Below are 19,116 nucleotides of genomic sequence, written 5' to 3' on the forward strand. Positions count from 1 at the left end.
ATAAATACTTCACACCCAAAATGTCACTTGTGCTGTTATCTTTAATTGGATACTATTTTTAATTGCAACCATAAGTCATTTCATGGGTACAGCATACCAGCGGATTTTACTGAAGCTGAGCGGTGAAGCCCTCATGGGCGATCTCGGCTATGGCATCGATCCCCAAGTCGTTCAGGAAATCGCCTCTGAAGTGGCAGAAGTCGTCAGCACAGGGGTACAAGTAGCGATTGTCGTCGGTGGTGGCAACATCTTTCGAGGCGTGAAAGGGGCGGCACGAGGCATGGATCGGGCCACAGCAGATTATATTGGCATGATTGCTACGGTGATGAATGCGATGACTTTGCAGGATGCGTTGGAACAGATTAATGTCCCAACGCGGGTGCAAAGTGCGATCGCGATGCAGGAAGTCGCAGAACCTTATATCCGTAGACGCGCTATTCGTCACTTGGAAAAAGGACGAGTGGTGATTTTTGGTGCAGGTTCGGGAAATCCTTTCTTCACTACTGATACTACAGCTGCCCTCAGAGCAGCGGAAATCAATGCTGATGTGATTTTTAAAGCCACTAAAGTTGACGGGATTTACGATTCAGATCCATATATCAATCCTCAAGCTCGTCGCTATCATACTTTGAACTACACTCACGTTTTGACTCAAGACCTACGAGTGATGGATAGTACTGCGATCGCCCTTTGTAAAGAAAACAATATTCCGATTATTGTATTTGACCTGGGGGTTCGGGGAAATATTCGTCGGGCTGTGACAGGAGAACAAATCGGTACCATCGTGGGAGGATTATATGAAGTTACCTGAAGTTGAAGACCACATGCACAAGGCTGTTGAAGCAACTCAACGATCTTTCAACACCATCCGCACTGGACGCGCTAATGCTTCGCTTTTGGATAAAGTGATGGTTGAGTATTACGGCGCACCAACAGCTTTAAAATCTCTGGCGAGTATCAATACTCCCGATGCTAGTACGATTACTATTCAACCTTTCGATCGCTCAAGTTTGAATCTGATTGAAAAAGCTATTTCTCTGTCAGATATTGGCTTGACTCCTAATAATGATGGTTCGCTAATTCGCTTGAATATTCCACCACTGACAAGCGATCGCCGCAAAGAATTGGTCAAGTTAGCTGCTAAATACGCTGAAGAAGGCAAAGTCTCGATTCGCAATATCCGGCGCGATGCTGTTGATTCGATTCGTAAGCAAGAAAAGAGTGGCGAATTATCTGAGGATGAAGCTAAAGATAACCAAGATAAAGTTCAGAAATTGACTGACAAATATATTGCCAAAGTTGAAGAATTACTCAAAGAGAAGGAGAAAGATATTACCACAGTCTAAGGCCACTTCCTAGCTACTAACAATTAGAGCTAGTGCCTTTGGAGCAGAAATAACTATACAGTTAAAAACAACTGGAAAAGCTGAGTGTACATCCCTTCTTTCCTTGGGGCTTTCTGGCACTAGGCGGTCTGAAACATCTGTTGGGCATCACCTGCACGCACAATATAAGCTAAGTGTAGTGGATAGCCCCAGGTGTTGTATATTGCATCTACACAACGCAGAGCTTTTTCCCGATTTCTGTAAGAGCGGAGTACTTTTTCCTTTCCGTTGGAGTAGCGAATACAAACGTCCCAAGTCATCTTTTTATCCTCAAATAAAGGGGCAGGGGGGCAGGGGAGGGTTCGAGCAATTTTATCTGTTTATCAATAGTTAGTTGCCCGATTTTGAAATTTGAAATTTAAATTGTTTAAATGCTTTTTTTTTGAGTCAAGGCGATTTTTTTGAGCGAATCAATCAACTATTAACTCCTTGCTTTACAAAAACTTTATAACCAATACTAGGCTCTTCACAGAAAATTTGTAATCAGTATAAGTAAGTAATTATATTCTATTTGAAATTACAGAGGGTCTCACCCTTCCTGGATACAAAGCCCTGTTATTCACGTTCAGTAATTTCTAGGAGAATCAGAAAAAATGCGAATTATGTAGAAACTATCCCTCAAGATGTTTAAGTAAATAAAGTGGCAATCACAAATAAAATCCTGTTAAACTCCGATCGAGAGGATGACCTGGGAAGTTGGTCAAAATTCATATCCCTAGCTAATTGAGGAGCTAATTTTTGCGCTATGTTTGATTGCATTATTGTCGGTGCTGGCCCAGCAGGTGGAACTGCGGCGTATCATTTAGCAAAGCGTGGTAGGTCGGTTTTAATTTTGGAAAAGGAAAGCCTACCTCGGTACAAACCTTGTGGTGGTGGCGTTTCTCCGGCGATCGCACAATGGTTTGATTTTGATTTTGCTCCGGCAATTTCCTTAAGAGTAAGTACGCTTTGCTACACATGGAAAATGGAAGATCCTGTGGAGGCAAAAATTGAAGGTTCGGAAGCTATCTGGATGGTACGTCGGGATATCTTCGACCATTTTCTGGTTCAACAAGCACAAAAACAGGGCGCAGAACTACGTGATAATACTGAAGTAACGGGAATTGAATTTAAAAGCGATCGCTGGCAAGTAAACACGGCTAATGGCCCAGTGGAAGGTCGCTACCTGATTGCTGCCGATGGTGCAAAAGGGCCAATGGGGAAATGGTTGGGCTTTAAGGAACGGAAAAGACGTTTAGCTGGGGCCCTAGAGGCAGAAACAACTAATCCGGTAGAAGCGGAACCGAAAATTCATTTTGAGTTCGGGATGGTGAAGAATGGCTACATCTGGAACTTTCCGAAAGCAAACGGTTATTCGATCGGTGTTGGAACGTTCCAAGGCGGCGAACAGCAAGATTTTAAGGGTATTCTGTCGGAATACGGCACACTTTTCGGTGTGGATGTGAAAAGCTGTAAGCAATTTGGTCATCCTCTAGCTTTGTGGGATGGTCATCAAAAATTGCATACCCAAAATGCTTTGTTAGCTGGGGAAGCTGCTTGTGTGGTCGATCCGTTTACTGCTGAAGGCATTCGTCCGTCAATTTTTACTGGGGTGAAAGCAGCGGAGGCGATCGATCAAGCTATTGGCGGCAATATCAATGCCCTAGAAGAATACAGTGAAATTGTGAACCAAGAATGGGGCAGTGATATGGTGTGGGCGCAACGTTTAGCGGGTGTATTTTACCGTGTGCCCAAAGTAGCTTACAACATTGGTGTGAAGCGTCCAGCTGCAACTCAAACAATGGTGAAAATCTTGTGCGGAGAACAGCGTTATAGCGATGTTGCTGGTAAAGCAGTAAAACGCTTAAGTTCTGGTTTAATTCCGGGAATGGGACGTTAAAAATTGAGGTAAATAGATCCCCATAGATCCCCGACTTCTTGGAGAAGTCGGGGATCTCGCTTTGGTATCTAAAATTAAGGTGGCGAATTTAATAGTTTTCTTTGGTGGCTTATGGATGCGATCGTACTAACTATTCCTCATCTTGATGCTCAAGGTTTTATCGAACTCTGCCAAGCAAATCAAGACTTACGGCTAGAACGTACCACTACCGGAGAAATTATTATTATGCCACCGACATATCCTTGGACAGGTAAGCAAAATTTTGGTCTCGTTGCCCAACTTGGTGTCTGGATACAACAAACAGGACTGGGTATTGGTTTTGACTCATCCACAGGTTTTACTTTGCCTAATGGTGCGGTTCGTTCTCCTGATGTGAGTTGGGTAAGTAATGAAAGATGGGAGGCTTTAACAATAATATTCTTCTACTCCATACTGTTGATAAAAGAGCATTTTTTTGGACATTTCTTTGATTGTGTTGCTTGGAGACAAAATTTCAAACACCACTTGGGGAGGAATGTTATTTTCTAACCATTGTTTGTAGGAACCTCTGTCTCCTTTCGGTCTACCAAACACTACCATTGCATCAGGTGCTACACGGGTTTTATTGTCACCTTCAACTGGATACCAAAGCAAATCCCCTGCAACAAATACTTCTGGATTATTAGCAAACAAAATTTCTAAGTTTTCTTTGATAGTGACAATCCAGCGGAATTGTTTAGTATTATCTGACATTGGTTGACCATCGCTGTCGGGATAAATAAGTGAGCAAGAAACCCAGTAAAATTAATCCAACGATCGAAGAGAGGTTTTTGGCTTTTGGAGAATGTATTGTATATAAGAGAAGCTTTGCTAGCGGAAGATACTCTGATTGCCGAACATTTTTATCAATTGTGGCGAGATAATGATGTTTCGGCTAATTTTATCGAGTCTGACTGGCTGAAAATTACGCTGGAATTTATCGATCGCGCTCGCCAAGAACTCAGCTATCAAGCTTTTGTGGCAGAATTAAATGGGCGAGTTGTTGGTTCGGTAGGCTGTCAGTTATTTTCAGGTTTATATCCTCATATTCTGACCGCAGAATATCGCAAGTATGGCTATATTTGGGGAGTGTATGTTGAACCCGAATATCGCCGTCAAGGAATCGCCAAACATCTAACCAATAAGGCGTTAGAATATCTTAAATCTAAAGACTGTACGAGAGCTATTTTACACGCTTCACCATCAGGAAAACCTGTCTACTCAGCTTTAGGTTTTTTACCTACTAATGAGATGGGATTAAATTTAAATACGTTTTAACTCACGGGGAATATGACAAAGACAACTGGAAAAATGACCCTTACTTTTAATCATGGCAGGCTACGCCAACGCATTTCCAGTAAATACTACAAAAGAGTCATCTAATAAACTTCATCGTGGTCGCCAATTTTGATTAATAAAATTGCATTTTCTCCATCGGAATCTTCGACAAATTTAAACAGAATACGATAATTATAGTCAATGGAACAAGACCATACATTAGATAAGTCCCCTTGAAGTTTATGAGTCCGCAAAGTAGGGGAAAATGGATCTGAAGCTAGTATTCGTAAAGTTTCCTCTATCAGAAGTCGCAGTTGTGGATTTCGACGAACTAAACTCTTAAAATTGCGGATTGATTTAGGAGTCCAAGTTATTTTTTTCACTTGTCTAACTCCGCTAAGAAATCATCCACTGTCCCGAATTTTACGTTTCCTTCTGCATACTCAGCTTCAACTTCAGCGATATCTTGCAACAGTTGTTTTCTTTTTTGTTCTTTGATGCGTTTTTGGATAATATCTATCAGAATCTCCTGGTCTTCCAAAGATAAAGCTTCTATAACGTCAATTGCTTGCTGAAAAGTTGAGGTTTTGACATTTGGTTCTGTCATGGTTTTTATATTAAGTTGGTATTATTCAATCTAATTTTAGAGGAAATTTTCTAAAGTTGTCAATGAATAACAATCCGGCATTTCCTAACATTACTTATCATCGTGGTGCTAGCGGTTTGTCAGTACCGATCGTAAAAGGGACTGGTGTACGGGTACAAACTTTAGCGATCGCATCTGAAGTAGCTTTGGAATCAACTTACAATGTCTAGTCCTCTGTTACATTTGGATGCTGATACTTCGATTAAAGCTTTACATTTAGCTTTTTGTGATTTTATACCGATTATAATAATATTATGAGCAAAAAAGAAAAGCTATGGGAGAAAGCTAAAAATAGCCCAGAAAACCTTACTTTTGATGAATTTGAAACTCTCCTAAGCCAGAATGGATGGGTGTTTAGTCGCCAAAAAGGTAGCCATCGGTTATGGTATTCACCGAAAGGTCAACCTTTACCAATTCAACCCCGCAAAGATGGGAAAGCAAAAGTCTATCAAGTTCAGCAATTTTTTGAATATCAAGAGGTAGAAGAATAATGAGTTTAAATGGCTATAATTTTGATGGATTTACGATTAATTTATACGTTGATGAACAAGGAGATTGGTTAGCGCATTTGCAAGAAATGCCTAATATCTCCGCTTTCGGTGATACGCCTCAACAAGCTTTGGAGGAATTGAAAGAAGCTTGGGAATTGGTGAAAGAAGATTATCAAGAAAAGGGAAAAGAAATTCCCGTTGCGCCTGCGCGTAAAAAAGCCTATTCTGCTTGATAGTGCGAATCTAAAGGTACGTAGTTGGGCTTTAGCCCTCTTAAGCCAGGTTTAATAAGAGGGCTAAAGCCCAACTACATACCTTACTCATTCTCAGATTTATTACTTGGATTTAAAACCTTACCTAAAACATCGCCAATTAACGGTAATTGACCTATAACCATTTTCATTAATTCTAAAAAACTCTCATCTTGTAAGCGTTCATCCTGCTTAAGTTGTAATGCACCAATGATGGGAACAAATAAAATGCCACTTATCACCACTACACAAAAAGCCGGGAATGCTAATTGATTTCCTAAAAAGCCTATTCCTGCTACTACAACCACAAAAACGAAGAGATAAAATGAGCCATTCGCCCACGCACTTTTAACTCTAATCGGTTTGTTTTGATTTTCTTCCATTGCACTTGTTCCTTGATTTATTTGAGCTTGTGAGCCTGAAACTTGATTTATTTGAACTTGTGAGCCTGAAATGTTATAAATACTATTTGATTCCCGTTCTGTCAGCTTGTCTTTCCCAATTGTATCATCAATTAAACTAAGAACGTTAACTTCTTTAAAGGGCGGTTCGTCACATTTAATCATTTGTTCGTTGTGAGCTAGGTATTGGCGTAATTTCTCAAGATTGTAAAAATGAGGATTTTGGCTATCTTTACAGGCGGAACAATTACAGGGAATCATCTTTTTAACTTTCAATCGTTCGTAACTACGATGAATTTCGTCTAATTTATCGGCAATTACTTCTAAAAATCCGCGTTTGTTTGTTCCAGATAAGCGAATCTTAATTTCGCGCCTGTCGTAAGTTTCGATAAGTTCAGCAAAGGTATGATCCCGTTTTAAAATTACGCCACTGCGCCAGACTTTCGGTTCGTCAATATAGTGGTGCATTTCGACAATGAAGCGGGTTAAAATGCCTTTGGGCATAAAGTCATATTCATAACGCAGAAATAAGTTATCGCTGGGATTCCATTGGTATTCGGGTGGATTGGAATCTAATAATTGGGGAGCAATATAAACATCTTTTCTGTTATTCAGGGGATAGCAGAGTTTGAATTTCATCATCAATTCTAATAATTCACCCTGCATATTCTTGTATTGGGAATCTTGCCAAATTTGGCTGAGATCTCTATCCGTAAATTGCCCTAAATTTCGCTTGACTGTATTGCTATCGAGGACTTTATAAACCGCATCGGTTCCCCAGTTGGGTTTAAGAATTATCGTTTTATATAATAAGGATTTTTTGTCGTCTTGGAAGTGGAGAATTATACCCAAATCGTGTAAAAATTGACTGAGTGTTAAGCGTCCATCTACGGGGTTTTCTCGACTTACCGTAACGCCATTGTTGTTGCAGATCTGGAAATATTCATCGAGGGTAATATAATTGCGGTTATCCTGTTCTAAGATGTGGCGGATTTTTGTCCAAGTTTTGGGGAATTTATTGCCAATGTGGGGAAGTTGGCTAATATGATACTTGATGGATTTGATAATATTTTCTACTTCCTCTCTGCTTCGCTGAGTGCCAAAATTAGTGGCAAAGCTGGCTTTGAAATTTTCAAACCGTCCCCGCAGTTGGGATTCATCAATTCGGACGGGTCGATCGTTAATTTCGTTTTTAATAATTATGAGGGGACTACTATCACTCAATAGTTCTACCACATTTAACCAATAGTCGAGATGGGGGTGTTCTTTTCGACTATCGGCTACTAAGAGATAGAGGGAACGTTTGGTGAGGAAAAATTGGTGGGTGGCGTGGTAAATTTCCTGTCCGCCAAAGTCCCAAATATTTACGCGAAAGTCTGAGCCATTTTCGAGGGGAAAATGCCATTGTTGCACGTCAACGCCTTGGGTTGATTCATCTGGTTTTGGTAAGGGTGAATTAGGATTTTGGATTTTTCTGGCGAGGGTAGTTTTTCCCGCTCCTCCTTCGCCAATAATGATTAATTTGGCTTCGTAAAGGGTGTCTTGTCCTGCTTGCTTTTGACGGAAGTATTCGCGGATAGCGTTAATACCTTGTTTGGCAATTTCAAGTGGGGGATCTTCGAGGGGGTTGTCACTTAAATCAAGTATGGATAAATTGGTGAGACGGGTGATAGCTTCTGGTACGCTTGTTAGTTGGTTGTCACTTAAATAAAGTACGGATAAATTGGTGAGACGGGTGATAGCTTCTGGTACGCTTGTTAGTTGGTTTCGTCTTAAATCAAGTACGGATAAATTGGTGAAACGGGTGATAGCTTCTGGTACGCTTGTTAGTTGGTTTCGTCTTAAATCAAGTACGGATAAATTGGTGAGACGAGTGATAGCTTCTGGTACGCTTGTTAGTTGATTGTAACCTAAAGCAAGTTTGGATAAATTGGTGAGACGAGTGATAGTTTCTGGTACGCTTGTTAGTCGGTTGCCCATCAAATAAAGTTCGGATAAATTGATGAGACGGGTGAGCGATTCTGGTACACTTTTTAGTTGGTTGTCAGTTAGATAAAGTACGGATAAATTGGTGAGACGGGTGATGGATTCTGGTACGCTTGTTAGTTGGTTGAGACATAAATCAAGTACGGATAAATTGGTAAGATGAGTGATTCCTTCTGGTACGCTTCTTAGTTTGTTGTTAGTTAAATTCAACTTTTCCAACCACTCCAACTCAAACACCTCGGTCGGAATTTCGGTTAATTTTTCCTCATCAGGTGTGTTCCATGAACTCCTCAAATCTAATTCAGTGAGGCGTTGTTCCTTAACCTGTTGAATTCTTTGGCGAATCTCGTCACTAATCATTTTTCAGTTACCCGTCACTAAATATCTTTAAATGGCAGTTGTAGCGTGCATCAGACATCAGATTTTTACACTCATCACAAATGTTAACCCGCTGACCAACCCTACTTAATCTAATCTTCATTGCGAACATGGCTCTTCCGTAAAAGATGTGATAGATTTGGCTTATAAGAGAGTCAAGGAGATCAGGATAAAACGGCTGTAAAGGTTAATGGGTAAAAGTTACAAGATTTGTAGTGAACATTAAACTTTCCAGAATAGAGACAAAGGTAGAATATGTTATGAAATCTCCCTTAAAAAACTAGTTCAGGTTATGAAGTCGTAGTTGGATACCATACACAACTTACCAGGAACAACCTGGCTCTCCCGGATGTTTGGTGTACAAAGTAGCGGTTGATACATTTTATTGAACCAAAATTTTGGAAGACTTAAAGGATTCACTTCGCCAAACAAAAGCAAGGCAAACTTTCCCTATATCTGAATTATGGAATGAGATTGATGTCTGAAAATTCTACTATTGAGCTTCGATTTACGTTGCCTTTTAAGCGAAAGAGGAGTTAGCAGAAATTTTTCGCCCTAAAAATACCAATTAATTGCCAATTCTCTTAAATAACTAACAGCTTCTTGGCAATTTCTTCGGGATTGAGAATTTCGATCGCAGCACCTAATTCCACAGCTGCTTTGGGCATTCCATAAACTACACAACTTTGTTCATCTTGGGCGATCGTATGCCATCCTGCACGGCGTAAAATTGATAAACCTTCTCCGCCATCTCTTCCCATTCCTGTTAATAAAACAGCAGTTGCTTTGCGTTTCCAATGTGTAGCTAAACTTTTGAAAAATACATCTACTGAGGGGCGGTAAGGATAATTAACTGGCTCTTTAATATAGTGTAAACTTAAGTCGGGACGCAAGCTTAAATGATCGTTCGTTCCAGCAACTAAAACTATTCCTTTTTCAGGTCGATCGCCTACAGCAGCCAATTTTACCTTTAACGGAGTTTGTTGTGCCAACCAATCTACTAATCCACTAGCAAATTGTCGATCGACGTGCTGTACAATCACGATCGCACAGCGGAAATTAGCAGGCAACCGCGAGAGGATAGTTGCTAACACTTTCGGGCCACCTGTAGAAGAACCGATCGCAATCAATTCTGGTACAGTTAAAGGTACGCTTGCAGGTTGCGAAACTGAGGAAACTGTTGCGCGTGACTGGATGGTAGTCGTTGGTTTGATTAATTTGCGAATCGTAGTAATTTTAGCTAAAAGTGGCTGTTCAGTTGGCACATTACCTTTCATTCCAAAAACAGGCGTATTTACAGCATCCAACGCACCGTAACCCATTGCTTCAAAGACTTTTCCGGCATTACGTTCCACATCAGCAGTGACGATTAAAATTGCACAGGGCGACTGCTGCATAATCTGCTTTGTCGCTTCTACGCCATCCATATTAGGCATGATCAAATCCATTAATACCAAATCTGGCGGATCGTTGCGACATCGGGTAACTGCTTCTGCGCCATCCTTCGCTACCCAAGCAACTTTGTATTCTGGAACTTGATAACTTCCAATGATTTCAAAGGTTTCAAATCACTGGTTGGACAGACACTCCAAATCCAGAAAGTCGCCGCAAACGACTTTTCTGCCGGGTTAAAGTCCCCTATGGATGTCAAATAAACTCCCACTACACAAGTCTTTGGTTGGTTCCCGGTAGCTGCTGGAATAGCTGGAGTCGCTTGAGTGGTTTGAGTTGCTGAAGAGTGATTTATTGACGATAAACCGATCGTAAATGCGATCGTCACAAAGACTATCAAAAGTCTCTTAATCAATGAACATTGCATGAGAGATTTTTATAATATAAATTTTCAGCTGTTCAGCATTTAAATAAGGTAACTTGACATTTATGGCTCTCCTGCCATTAGTAGATAAGATATTTATCTATATCTAACAATACCATAACTTCACAATATGGAATCTCTTTTTTTCTCCTAAATAGACGCAATTGTTTTATTTTTTGAAAAAACATTTTTGCGTCTAAGGCAAGCTCTTAGGTTACTTAGCTTAGAGAATTAAATTAACAGTAAATTGAGAATCCGATCGCTAAACGTCATCCGAAAAAATACTAGTTACTTGTTTAAATCTGCCACAAATACTCACGGTAATTTAGCCATTACTTGTCAAACCATACTAACAACCTGAGCAGTCAAAGGTCATAAAGAGCAGTGATATTGACGGCAATGGGTAGCAAATAATTCATAGCTTTTTAAACTTGGTAGATATATTAAATGTTTATTAATCTATGCTGGTGCAGCATTAGCAAAAATTAACAAACTGTTTTAGCAACTCTTTACTATTTCCCAGTGGGCAAAATCACCAAGATAGCCGATAACTAAATTAGGTGGCTTTTTAACACCTAACTATTGTTAAGCCCTGAAGTAAATTATGGTTAACACCGCAGTCAAAATTCCTTTTGTAGACTTAACTCTGCAACATCAACCGATTCAAAGTCAAATCGAACAGGCGATCCAAAGTGTACTCCAGAAAGGAGATTTCGTTTTAGGAAAAGCCGTAGCAGAATTTGAAACAGCCTTTGCTACAGCCTGCGGTGTAAAATATGCTGTTGGAGTAGCTTGTGGAACAGATGCGATCGCACTAGGATTACAAGCATCTGGCATCAATCCTGGCGATGAAGTAATCTTACCAGGCAACACTTTTATTGCTACCTTAATCGGCGTAGTTCATGCCCAAGCCACCCCAATTTTAGTGGATTGTGACCCCGAAACTGCTTTAATTGACCTGAAAGCTGCCGAGAAAGCCATTACACCCAAAACCAAAGCCATTTTACCAGTACATCTCTACGGTCAAATGGTTTCGCCGCAACAATTAAAAGATTTCGCAGCTGCTCATAATCTGCTAATTTTTGAAGATGCCGCCCAAGCACATTTAGCCCAAAGAGAAAGTTATATCGCCGGAAGTATTGGTAAAGCAGCCGCTTTTAGCTTTTATCCGAGTAAAAATTTAGGCGGAGTCGGAGATGGCGGCATAGTTGTTACTAATGATGCCGATGTAGCGCAGAAATTGCGATCATTACGCAACTACGGAGCACCACAAAAATACATTCATACAGAATATGGTACTAACAGCCGTCTTGATACTATTCAAGCCGCCGTACTTAATGTTAAATTGCCACATTTAAACCAGTGGAATTTACAACGTAACACAGCAGCTAAAGAATACGATTCACTCTTCACGCCACTACAAAACAAAGGAATTATACCGATTCAAAATCACAGTGAAACCGGACATATTTATCATCTCTATGTAGTTCGGATTACAGAAAACTGCCCTGTCGATCGAGAAACCTTACAAACTAAATTAGCAGATATGGGCATTCAAACAGGGATTCATTATCCTGTACCTTGCCATCTGCAACCTGCTTATCAACATTTAGGGTATCAAGAAGGAGATTTTCCCGTTGCTGAAAAACTCGCCAAAGAAATTCTCTCCTTGCCAATGTATCCAGGATTGAGCCAAAATCAAGTTAAGCAAGTTGTAGAAGCGATCGAGCAATTATTGGGTGCTAGCTAATTAGTATAGGACTAAAGCTGCGTGTCACAACACAAACAAGCATTTTCAAGGTACGTTGTTGCGCTGTCTTCGCTAAACTATAGCGAAGACAGCGCAACAACGTACCTTTACCAATTTTCCGAACAACTAACAACAAATGACTAATAAAAAGTTATGCAAACTAAGCTAACACTTCGCCATAAAATTGAGAATAATTTAGTAGTAATTGCCATATCAACTGTTTTGGCACTGATGTATGTACCGTTATTATGGCACTGGTACGAAGGCTGGCTAAAAAAAGATATCGGCATTATTCATGAATATTTTAGTCATGGCTTAATTGGTTTACCTTTTGCTGCTTATATAGCCTGGTTAAATCGCAAAAAATGGCATCGTTTACCAGATAATTTTCATCCTTTAGCAGCCGGATTTATAATTATCGGTGGCATCTTTTATGTCAGTGGTTTAACTGACTTTGTTAACTTATCATTTCCACTAATTTTAGCGGGAATTTGTTTGTGGTTAAAAGGTATTCCTGGATTAAAGTTACAAGCATTTCCATTAGTGTTTGTGCTGTTAGCCACTCCTAATCAAATTCCCTACTTAATTGAACCTTATGCCTTACCATTACAAAGCTTTATCGCTGCGGTTGCTGGGTTTATTTTGACACAATTTGGCATTCCAGTATTGGTAGAAGAAATCAACTTATATGTAAGTGGGCAAATTGTGGAAGTAGCACCTCACTGTGCTGGATTGAAAATGCTATTTACCAGTTTGTATGTAGGTTTAATGTTACTTTATTGGACAGGAGTTTGGCGATCGCGCACTCGCAGCATCATCTTTTTAATCAGCGCCGCCTTAATCAGCGTCATCGCCAACATTATCCGCAATACACTGCTAACATATTTTCACGGCACAGGTAACGAACAAGGCTTTAAATGGTTACATGAAGGTAGCGGTGGTGATATCTACTCCGCCTGTATGCTAGGTCTATTAGTCTTACTAATCAATAGCATGGAAAAATACTTTCCCATTGACTCTGATGAACCAGAAATTACTAATAACTCTGATTCGTAGGTAACAAGGTAATAACTCAAAACCTCCCAACTCTCCCTAACTCAAAACTCTCCCAACTCTCCCTAACTCTCTCACTCAAAACTCTCCCAACTCTCCCAACTCTCCCTAACTCAAAACTCTCTCAAATCTCCCTAACTCAAAACTCTCTCACTCAAAACTCTCCCAAATATCCCAAATATCCCAAATATCCCTAACTCAAAACTCTCTCACTCAAAACTCTCCCAAATATCCCAAATATCCCTAACTCAAAACTCTCTCACTCAAAACTCTCTCACTCAAAACTCAAAACTCTCGCAACTCTCCCTAACTCAAAACTCTCTCACTCAAAACTCAAAACTCTCTCACTCAAAATTCAAAACTTTCTCTTACCCATGTTGATGAAACTCGCGAAACAAAATATTAAACTAAACCAAATTATTCTGCTCCTATTCCTGATAATTGTACTTTTAGTAGGAGCAGTTCCCGGATACTTGCAAAAACATTGGTCTTGGGAAAAACCATTACCAGTGACAACAATTTCTCAAATGAGAGAAATCCGCAAAAAAGGGCTAGAAATTCCGGGATGGCAAAGCAAAATCAGCAAAGAAGTACCAGTCAGTCGGGAAAAATGGTTATACCAAGAAGTGCAAATCGACCCCCAAACTACTGCTATTCTCTTGCTACGTCCGCAAAAAGATGATAAAGATCAACCGCAGGTGCAATGGGTTGATGTTAAAGGATTTCAACGTTGGCAAACCGATCGCGATCGTACAGTAGAGTTTACCATACCCCCAAATGACCAAAATGCACAACCAACCACAGTCAAAGCTAAATACTTTCGCGGTTGGAATCGCCAACAAACTTTTGCTGTATTACAATGGTACGCTTGGTATTCAGGAGGAAGCCCAGACCCAGCCAGTTGGTTTTGGTCAGACCAAATCGCCCAATGGCAAGGAAAGCGCGTTCCTTGGGTCGCCGTTAGCATCCAAATCCCTATCGAACCTCTGGGTGACATCGAACCAGTATTACCCCAAGCTAAATCTTTGGGTCAAGCCGTGCAAACTGCACTCATGTCCAGTTCATTGCAAAAAAATAAAAATTAAAATTTTGCAAACATGAAAGGAGTTTTCTTTCGCCAACAGTTCAAAGCCGTCTCTATACTGGGAATTCACACCAGCAGTACCTTATTGCTTACCGCTAGTTCTATTCTGTGGCTGGGGCAAAAAAGCTGGGGAAGAGAAACAGTAATAGGGAACAGGGAACTTTTAACAGGAAATAGAGAACAAAGATTTCGTCTCACCTTATCCCAGCGATTGTTGCTAGGTCAAAATCAAACCCAAAGGGTACAACCATCGGTTACTCCCTTGACTCCCCAAGCACCGATCACCATACCAGTAGTTCCCTTTGAACTTCAGGAGACACCCCAACCCTTTCGACCTAATCCCCAGTTTAGACCTTATCGTTTAGGTCCAGGAGATGTATTGTCGATCGCAGTACCCAGATTTCCCGAACTCAGCGTCCAAGCAGCAGTAGGGCCAGAAGGAAATATCATCCTACCACTAGCCGGAAATCTCTCAGTGGGAGGACTAACTATAGAAGAAGTCACAGAAAAAATTCGTGCCGCTTACAATCAATTTGTCATCGATCCTGTAGTCACCGTCGGATTAGCAACACAACGTCCCGTACAAATCTCCGTAACTGGTGAAGTAGTCCGCCCTGGTCTTTATGGTCTGGTTGGCGGTTTATCCCGCGTTTCCACCGCCTTACTCACAGCAGGAGGTAGCACCACTCAAACCGACTTACGACAAGTGCTGATTCGCCGTTTTTTGGTAGATGGTTCTTTTATTGAACAAAGAGTAGATTTGTTTACTCCCTTAGTAGCCGGAGAACCGATTCCTGACTTACGTTTAGAAGATGGCGATGCCGTAATCGTGCCCAGACTGCAAGTAGGAGGCGACCAAAATTACAATCGTCAACTAGTAGCCACTTCCAACTTAGTTCAGCCAACTATTAATATTCGGATTTTAAGTTATCCCAACCAAACAGTAGGCAATCTTGCTGTTGCCAATGGCAGTACCTTCTTAGATGCCTTCACTGCGGCTGGTGTCTCTCTACAAGGTACAGACATAGATAGTGTAGCTGTGATTCGGTTCGATCGAGAAAGAGGAAGAGCGATCGTTCGAGAACTCAATGCTAGACGCGCCCTCTTTGGCGACGCTTCTCAAAATATTCCACTCCAAGATAATGATGTCATAGTCGTTGGTCGCAACCTAGTAGGCAGAATTACCTTTGCCCTCAACATCTTTACCCAACCTTTCCGCGATATATTAGGATTTCTTCTGTTCTTCCAAGAATTAACCGATAATGCTACCAATCTGTTCCGCCCCGGAGGTGGCAACAATGGCAACTAAAAGATACGCAATACTATCAAAATAATACGGTCGGGTTTCATCCTCTCGCTTTTAAGCGAGGAGATGAAACCCGACCTGACAGGTTAAAACCTATTGTTTATCTTGATTTTTTGCATTTTGATTTAGTTTATAATCAATAGCAGGAGGTGAACAACAATTGTACAAAACACTCCCCATTAAAGCTAAATTTACACAACAAGAAAATAATTTCTGGATAGACCAATGTAAACAGGCCAATAGTTTGATTAATTGTGCTGTTTACCATGTTCGTCAAAGACATTTTTGAATCCCCCGCGTTTCCAACCGGTGGAGATGTCAAAGATAATATAGAAATAATAGTTAGTAGATTAACAACTAGAAATAACCAAGAGAAAAATCTTTAAATAAACCACCAATTGATTATGACTTTACCAATTGTTAAACGTTACATCATCGCCTTTAATCAACATAAATGGACTGGATTAGCCGCAGCTGTGTTAGTTACCGGAGCATCCTTTGTCGTCGCTAAACAACCAGTACCACCAACAGAATACCAGGCCGAAGGAACATTGGTTACTAATCCCCCAACCGTAGTTTTTTCTAAAACAGCAACCGACATTCAACAGCCAGTAGCCACCCCAAAATTGATCAAAAATAACGATGTAATTACAACAGTGGCGCAGCAGACAAAAGTAGAGCTTAAACAATTAGTAAAAAAACTAGATGTCAGCGTATCTAGACCCACAGTAGCCAGAGGTGAAACGCCACCACCGCCTAGAATAATTGTTAGGTACACCGATACAGATGAAAAACGGGCTCAAGCTGTAGTTAACAATGTACTAGAACAGGCAAGTAAGTTTAGCCGTAAAATTAATACGACTCGCTTAACGGCAATTATTAGCGAGATTAACAAACGTTTACCTCTTGTAGAAAAGGAACTAAGAGAAGCAGAACGGAATTTAGAGCAATATACTAAACGAGAAGGTTCTGTTTTATTAGCCGCTAAGAATGGTAGTTTAGTGCAATCGATTTTGGCTACCCAAGGACAGCAGTCAGCATTACAACTTCAATTACAAGGTATTGATACGCAAATAGCGAGTTTGCAACAGAGGTTAGGATTAAACCCAGACCAAGCTTACGCCTCTTCTGCTCTCAGTGCTGACCCGATTATTGCGAATCTGCGAGTGCAAATTTACCAAGCAGAATCTCAGCTGGAAATTCTCAAGAAAGATTTGCGACCAAAACATCCAAATATTATTCAGCTTCGCAAACAGATCCAATCTTATGAAGAATTGCTCAGACAGCGTGCTGCGGAAGTGATTGGTGGTAACGGTATGGCAGCACCACTCAAAAGTGCTAATGAAGTTCGTCAAGATAGTAATCTCGATCCGGCTAGGCAAACATTGGCAAATCAATTGGTAGGCTTGCAAACTCAAAGAGAAACCTGGGTACAGCAACAAAAGGCTTTAATGCAGGAAGAACAAAGGTTAAGAAGGGAGTACGCTACTATTCCTAACAAGCAGTTAGAGCAAGCAAGGTTACAGGAAAAGTTGCAGCTTAAGCAAAATGTCTACAGCCAAATGCAAGCAAGTTTGGCGGATGCTCAAACAGCAGAAGCGGAGACTGTGAGTAGTTGGATTCCAGAGGGAGAAGCTCAAGTTAGCAAATTAGCCAAAGAAACCTCGAATCCGATTATTATTATTGGGGCTGGAGGTTTGGTAGGAATAGTCGTCGGTGGGGCAATTATTTTCCTTTTGGGTTCTCTGGGTGGCATATTCCAAACAATGGAAGATATCCGCGCCGCAATGGGGCAACGGGATATAGCTGTGTTGGGAATTTTGCCTTATGTGGCGATCGCCTTACCAGATTCAGAGTTAGGAGAAACACCGATTATTTTAGATGCTCATTCGCCTTATCTGGAGCCTTATGAACGGTTACGGACTAATTTGCGTCGTGCTAGTGAAGAGCCAGTGAAGGTAATTTTGTTAACAAGTGTTACTAATGAAGAAGGAAAGAGCGTCAGTGCTTATAATTTGGCTATTACTTCTGCAAGAGCAGGTAAGCGGACTTTGATTGTCGAGGCGGATCTGCGATCGTCATCCCTCGCCAGAAGTCTCAAAGTCGCACCCGATCCCGATGCCTCGATCGAACCTCTGCGTTACTACGGCAACTGGAGTGACTGTATCCGGTTGGTGCCAGAGGTAGAAAACTTATACTTAGCACCAAGTCCAGGGCCAGTACAACAACCAGCAGCTATCCTAGAATCCAGTGAGTTTCGTCGTTTATTAGAAGATGTGCGCGGTCGTTTTGATATGGTGTTTATTGATGCTCCGGCTTTAAGTCTTTGCAATGATGCCTTAGTATTAGAACCAATGACTGATGGCATTATACTAGTGGCTCGACCGGGCTACACCGTAGAAAGTATGTTCGCCGAAGCAGCTGAGCAATTAAATGAATCGGAAGATATCACTTTATTGGGTGGCATTATTAATGGTACTGACATTGCGATCGCCAAAACTCCTCTATTCACAGAACAAAAATTAATGGTGACAGAACCAGAAAGCCAAACTTTAACAAACCAAGAGGAACAGCAAGAAGTCAAAGTACCAACAAATTAAAACTGTTCAAAGTTAGATTGATTGCGGGATTGATTCGCAAATAAACCTAAAATGGGTGCTAAAATTGCGCCAAAAACAAAGCCGCCAGCGTGTGCCCAGTAAGCGATTCCCCCGCTTTCCATACCGACATTTGCGGGAGCTTGTAAACTAGCAATACCGTAAAATGCTTGTTGGACAAACCAAAGACCCAAGAAGAAGAAAGCCGGAACATAAAATAAGAAATATCCAAAAAATGTGAGAATTCTAGCATTGGGATATTTGAGAATGTAGGCTCCTAAAACTCCGGCGATCGCACCTGACGCACCCAAAGACGGAATCCCCGACTCCCTGGCAAAAAACCACTGCGCCAATCCTGCTAATACCCCACAAGTTAAATAGAAAATGAGAAACTTGACATGACCTAAAGCTTCTTCTACATTGTTACCAAAGATCCAGAGAAACAACATATTCCCAATTAAATGAGCAAAACCTGCATGGAGGAATTGAGAAGTAATTAATGTTGTCCATTCTGGCAACGGTTGATTTGTTGCCACACCAGCAAAACTAGCACTCAGTTCTCTTGGTACTACTGCTGCTATATGAAAAAAGGTTTGTAGTTGTTGCGGTGGTAAACTCAATTCATATACAAAAGCCAGAATATTAGCAATAATCAGTCCATAAGTCACATAAGGAGTGATTACAGTCGGATTCTCATCCCGAAGGGGTACCATTGTTACTTTTCCTTTACAAACATTTATCTGAAGGATATCCCACCTTTTGCGGTACTGTCTTCTAACTTCAGGTGAGTAATGGAA

At 40.9% G+C, this 19,116-nt stretch carries 19 protein-coding genes and 1 pseudogene; 13 read left to right on the forward strand and 7 right to left on the reverse strand.

The genetic code is table 11. The annotated features are described in order from the left end of the window. The first annotated feature begins 82 nt into the window (after positions 1–82). Positions 83–811: a UMP kinase gene (gene pyrH, locus ACE1CI_RS20360; protein WP_413261164.1), complete on the forward strand. Its 729-nt coding sequence runs from the start codon at positions 83–85 to the stop codon at positions 809–811. Next, entirely contained in the window at positions 798–1,346 is a 549-nt protein-coding gene (gene frr / locus ACE1CI_RS20365; RefSeq protein ID WP_413261163.1) for a ribosome recycling factor, read from the forward strand. Before pyrH ends, frr begins: the two co-directional genes overlap by 14 nt. A 119-nt stretch (positions 1,347–1,465) precedes the next feature. Here frr and ACE1CI_RS20370 read toward each other — a convergent pair whose 3' ends face one another. Then, positions 1,466–1,645 carry a family 2 glycosyl transferase gene (locus ACE1CI_RS20370; RefSeq protein WP_413261162.1) on the reverse strand — a complete coding sequence of 60 codons (180 nt, stop codon included), beginning with the start codon at positions 1,643–1,645 and terminating at the stop codon, positions 1,466–1,468. Between the two features lie 485 nt (positions 1,646–2,130). Between ACE1CI_RS20370 and ACE1CI_RS20375 the strand changes: the two genes are divergently transcribed. Both ACE1CI_RS20375 and ACE1CI_RS20380 read left to right on the forward strand, forming a co-directional pair. Then, entirely contained in the window at positions 2,131–3,264 is a 1,134-nt protein-coding gene (locus ACE1CI_RS20375; RefSeq protein ID WP_413261161.1) for a geranylgeranyl reductase family protein, read from the forward strand. 111 nt (positions 3,265–3,375) lie between these two features. Then, complete coding sequence (locus tag ACE1CI_RS20380) at positions 3,376–3,792, forward strand: Uma2 family endonuclease (protein WP_459563975.1); 417 nt, start codon at positions 3,376–3,378, stop codon at positions 3,790–3,792. On the opposite strand, the pseudogene ACE1CI_RS20385 reads toward ACE1CI_RS20380, so the two are convergent. Then, a pseudogene (locus tag ACE1CI_RS20385) lies at positions 3,676–3,996 on the reverse strand (Uma2 family endonuclease); the annotation flags it as partial. The gene ACE1CI_RS20380 and the pseudogene ACE1CI_RS20385 sit on opposite strands and share 117 nt — an antisense overlap. Before the next feature lie 84 nt (positions 3,997–4,080). On the opposite strand from ACE1CI_RS20385, the gene ACE1CI_RS20390 reads away from it, so the two are divergent. Beyond that, the gene (locus ACE1CI_RS20390; protein ID WP_496615651.1) at positions 4,081–4,560 is read left to right on the forward strand and encodes a GNAT family N-acetyltransferase; all 480 of its coding nucleotides are present in this window, start codon (positions 4,081–4,083) and stop codon (positions 4,558–4,560) included. A 101-nt stretch (positions 4,561–4,661) separates the two neighbouring features. Here the strand turns inward: ACE1CI_RS20390 and ACE1CI_RS20395 are convergent, their stop codons facing one another. Both ACE1CI_RS20395 and ACE1CI_RS20400 read right to left on the reverse strand, forming a co-directional pair. Beyond that, positions 4,662–4,943 carry a type II toxin-antitoxin system RelE/ParE family toxin gene (locus tag ACE1CI_RS20395; protein ID WP_413261159.1) on the reverse strand — a complete coding sequence of 94 codons (282 nt, stop codon included), beginning with the start codon at positions 4,941–4,943 and terminating at the stop codon, positions 4,662–4,664. Next, positions 4,940–5,167: a hypothetical protein gene (locus ACE1CI_RS20400; RefSeq protein WP_413261158.1), complete on the reverse strand. Its 228-nt coding sequence runs from the start codon at positions 5,165–5,167 to the stop codon at positions 4,940–4,942. The genes ACE1CI_RS20395 and ACE1CI_RS20400 overlap by 4 nt, the downstream gene beginning before the upstream one ends. Before the next feature lie 62 nt (positions 5,168–5,229). Here ACE1CI_RS20400 and ACE1CI_RS20405 point away from each other — a divergent pair, with 62 nt between their 5' ends. From ACE1CI_RS20405 to ACE1CI_RS20415, 3 genes are all read left to right on the forward strand, one after another. Then, positions 5,230–5,376 carry a hypothetical protein gene (locus tag ACE1CI_RS20405; protein WP_413261157.1) on the forward strand — a complete coding sequence of 49 codons (147 nt, stop codon included), beginning with the start codon at positions 5,230–5,232 and terminating at the stop codon, positions 5,374–5,376. Positions 5,377–5,460: 84 nt separating this feature from the next. Continuing rightward, positions 5,461–5,697: a type II toxin-antitoxin system HicA family toxin gene (locus ACE1CI_RS20410; RefSeq protein ID WP_413261156.1), complete on the forward strand. Its 237-nt coding sequence runs from the start codon at positions 5,461–5,463 to the stop codon at positions 5,695–5,697. Further along, complete coding sequence (locus tag ACE1CI_RS20415) at positions 5,697–5,930, forward strand: type II toxin-antitoxin system HicB family antitoxin (RefSeq protein WP_413261155.1); 234 nt, start codon at positions 5,697–5,699, stop codon at positions 5,928–5,930. The genes ACE1CI_RS20410 and ACE1CI_RS20415 overlap by 1 nt, the downstream gene beginning before the upstream one ends. A gap of 83 nt (positions 5,931–6,013) precedes the next feature. Here the strand turns inward: ACE1CI_RS20415 and ACE1CI_RS20420 are convergent, their stop codons facing one another. Both ACE1CI_RS20420 and ACE1CI_RS20425 read right to left on the reverse strand, forming a co-directional pair. Then, positions 6,014–8,695, reverse strand: a complete 2,682-nt coding sequence (locus ACE1CI_RS20420) for a COR domain-containing protein (RefSeq protein WP_413261154.1) — start codon at positions 8,693–8,695, stop codon at positions 6,014–6,016. Between the two features lie 602 nt (positions 8,696–9,297). Then, positions 9,298–10,266, reverse strand: a complete 969-nt coding sequence (locus ACE1CI_RS20425; protein WP_459563976.1) for a chemotaxis response regulator protein-glutamate methylesterase — start codon at positions 10,264–10,266, stop codon at positions 9,298–9,300. 867 nt (positions 10,267–11,133) lie between these two features. Here ACE1CI_RS20425 and ACE1CI_RS20430 point away from each other — a divergent pair. From ACE1CI_RS20430 to ACE1CI_RS20450, 5 genes are all read left to right on the forward strand, one after another. Beyond that, entirely contained in the window at positions 11,134–12,279 is a 1,146-nt protein-coding gene (locus ACE1CI_RS20430) for a DegT/DnrJ/EryC1/StrS family aminotransferase (protein ID WP_413261152.1), read from the forward strand. A 153-nt stretch (positions 12,280–12,432) separates the two neighbouring features. Next, positions 12,433–13,335 (forward strand): cyanoexosortase B, encoded by a 903-nt coding sequence (crtB, locus tag ACE1CI_RS20435; protein ID WP_413262163.1) that lies wholly within the window; start codon positions 12,433–12,435, stop codon positions 13,333–13,335. 371 nt (positions 13,336–13,706) lie between these two features. After that, the gene (locus ACE1CI_RS20440) at positions 13,707–14,417 is read left to right on the forward strand and encodes a cyanoexosortase B system-associated protein (protein WP_496615652.1); all 711 of its coding nucleotides are present in this window, start codon (positions 13,707–13,709) and stop codon (positions 14,415–14,417) included. Positions 14,418–14,429: 12 nt separating this feature from the next. Next, positions 14,430–15,725 carry a polysaccharide biosynthesis/export family protein gene (locus ACE1CI_RS20445; RefSeq protein WP_496615653.1) on the forward strand — a complete coding sequence of 432 codons (1,296 nt, stop codon included), beginning with the start codon at positions 14,430–14,432 and terminating at the stop codon, positions 15,723–15,725. 401 nt (positions 15,726–16,126) lie between these two features. Next, positions 16,127–18,322, forward strand: a complete 2,196-nt coding sequence (locus tag ACE1CI_RS20450) for a GumC family protein (RefSeq protein ID WP_413262166.1) — start codon at positions 16,127–16,129, stop codon at positions 18,320–18,322. On the opposite strand, the gene ACE1CI_RS20455 is transcribed toward ACE1CI_RS20450, so the two are convergent. Further along, the gene (locus tag ACE1CI_RS20455) at positions 18,319–19,032 is read right to left on the reverse strand and encodes a rhomboid family intramembrane serine protease (protein ID WP_413262167.1); all 714 of its coding nucleotides are present in this window, start codon (positions 19,030–19,032) and stop codon (positions 18,319–18,321) included. The genes ACE1CI_RS20450 and ACE1CI_RS20455 overlap by 4 nt on opposite strands. Positions 19,033–19,116 lie beyond the last annotated feature (84 nt).

Source organism: Floridaenema flaviceps BLCC-F50 (assembly GCF_041929275.2).
GTDB classification, from domain to species: Bacteria; Cyanobacteriota; Cyanobacteriia; order Cyanobacteriales; family Aerosakkonemataceae; genus Floridanema; species Floridanema flaviceps.

Bases quoted from the DNA above. Each gene is read 5' to 3' on its own strand.
- ACE1CI_RS20375 (WP_413261161.1), top strand. From the start codon at position 2,131: ATGTTTGATTGCATTATTGTCGGTGCTGGCCCAGCAGGTGGAACTGCG.
- pyrH (WP_413261164.1), top strand. From the start codon at position 83: ATGGGTACAGCATACCAGCGGATTTTACTGAAGCTGAGCGGTGAAGCC.
- ACE1CI_RS20370 (WP_413261162.1), bottom strand. From the start codon at position 1,645: ATGACTTGGGACGTTTGTATTCGCTACTCCAACGGAAAGGAAAAAGTA.
- ACE1CI_RS20405 (WP_413261157.1), top strand. From the start codon at position 5,230: ATGAATAACAATCCGGCATTTCCTAACATTACTTATCATCGTGGTGCT.
- crtB (WP_413262163.1), top strand. From the start codon at position 12,433: ATGCAAACTAAGCTAACACTTCGCCATAAAATTGAGAATAATTTAGTA.
- frr (WP_413261163.1), top strand. From the start codon at position 798: ATGAAGTTACCTGAAGTTGAAGACCACATGCACAAGGCTGTTGAAGCA.
- ACE1CI_RS20410 (WP_413261156.1), top strand. From the start codon at position 5,461: ATGAGCAAAAAAGAAAAGCTATGGGAGAAAGCTAAAAATAGCCCAGAA.
- ACE1CI_RS20450 (WP_413262166.1), top strand. From the start codon at position 16,127: ATGACTTTACCAATTGTTAAACGTTACATCATCGCCTTTAATCAACAT.
- ACE1CI_RS20420 (WP_413261154.1), bottom strand. From the start codon at position 8,695: ATGATTAGTGACGAGATTCGCCAAAGAATTCAACAGGTTAAGGAACAA.
- ACE1CI_RS20400 (WP_413261158.1), bottom strand. From the start codon at position 5,167: ATGACAGAACCAAATGTCAAAACCTCAACTTTTCAGCAAGCAATTGAC.
- ACE1CI_RS20445 (WP_496615653.1), top strand. From the start codon at position 14,430: ATGAAAGGAGTTTTCTTTCGCCAACAGTTCAAAGCCGTCTCTATACTG.
- ACE1CI_RS20380 (WP_459563975.1), top strand. From the start codon at position 3,376: ATGGATGCGATCGTACTAACTATTCCTCATCTTGATGCTCAAGGTTTT.
- ACE1CI_RS20430 (WP_413261152.1), top strand. From the start codon at position 11,134: ATGGTTAACACCGCAGTCAAAATTCCTTTTGTAGACTTAACTCTGCAA.
- ACE1CI_RS20440 (WP_496615652.1), top strand. From the start codon at position 13,707: ATGTTGATGAAACTCGCGAAACAAAATATTAAACTAAACCAAATTATT.
- ACE1CI_RS20455 (WP_413262167.1), bottom strand. From the start codon at position 19,032: ATGGTACCCCTTCGGGATGAGAATCCGACTGTAATCACTCCTTATGTG.
- ACE1CI_RS20415 (WP_413261155.1), top strand. From the start codon at position 5,697: ATGAGTTTAAATGGCTATAATTTTGATGGATTTACGATTAATTTATAC.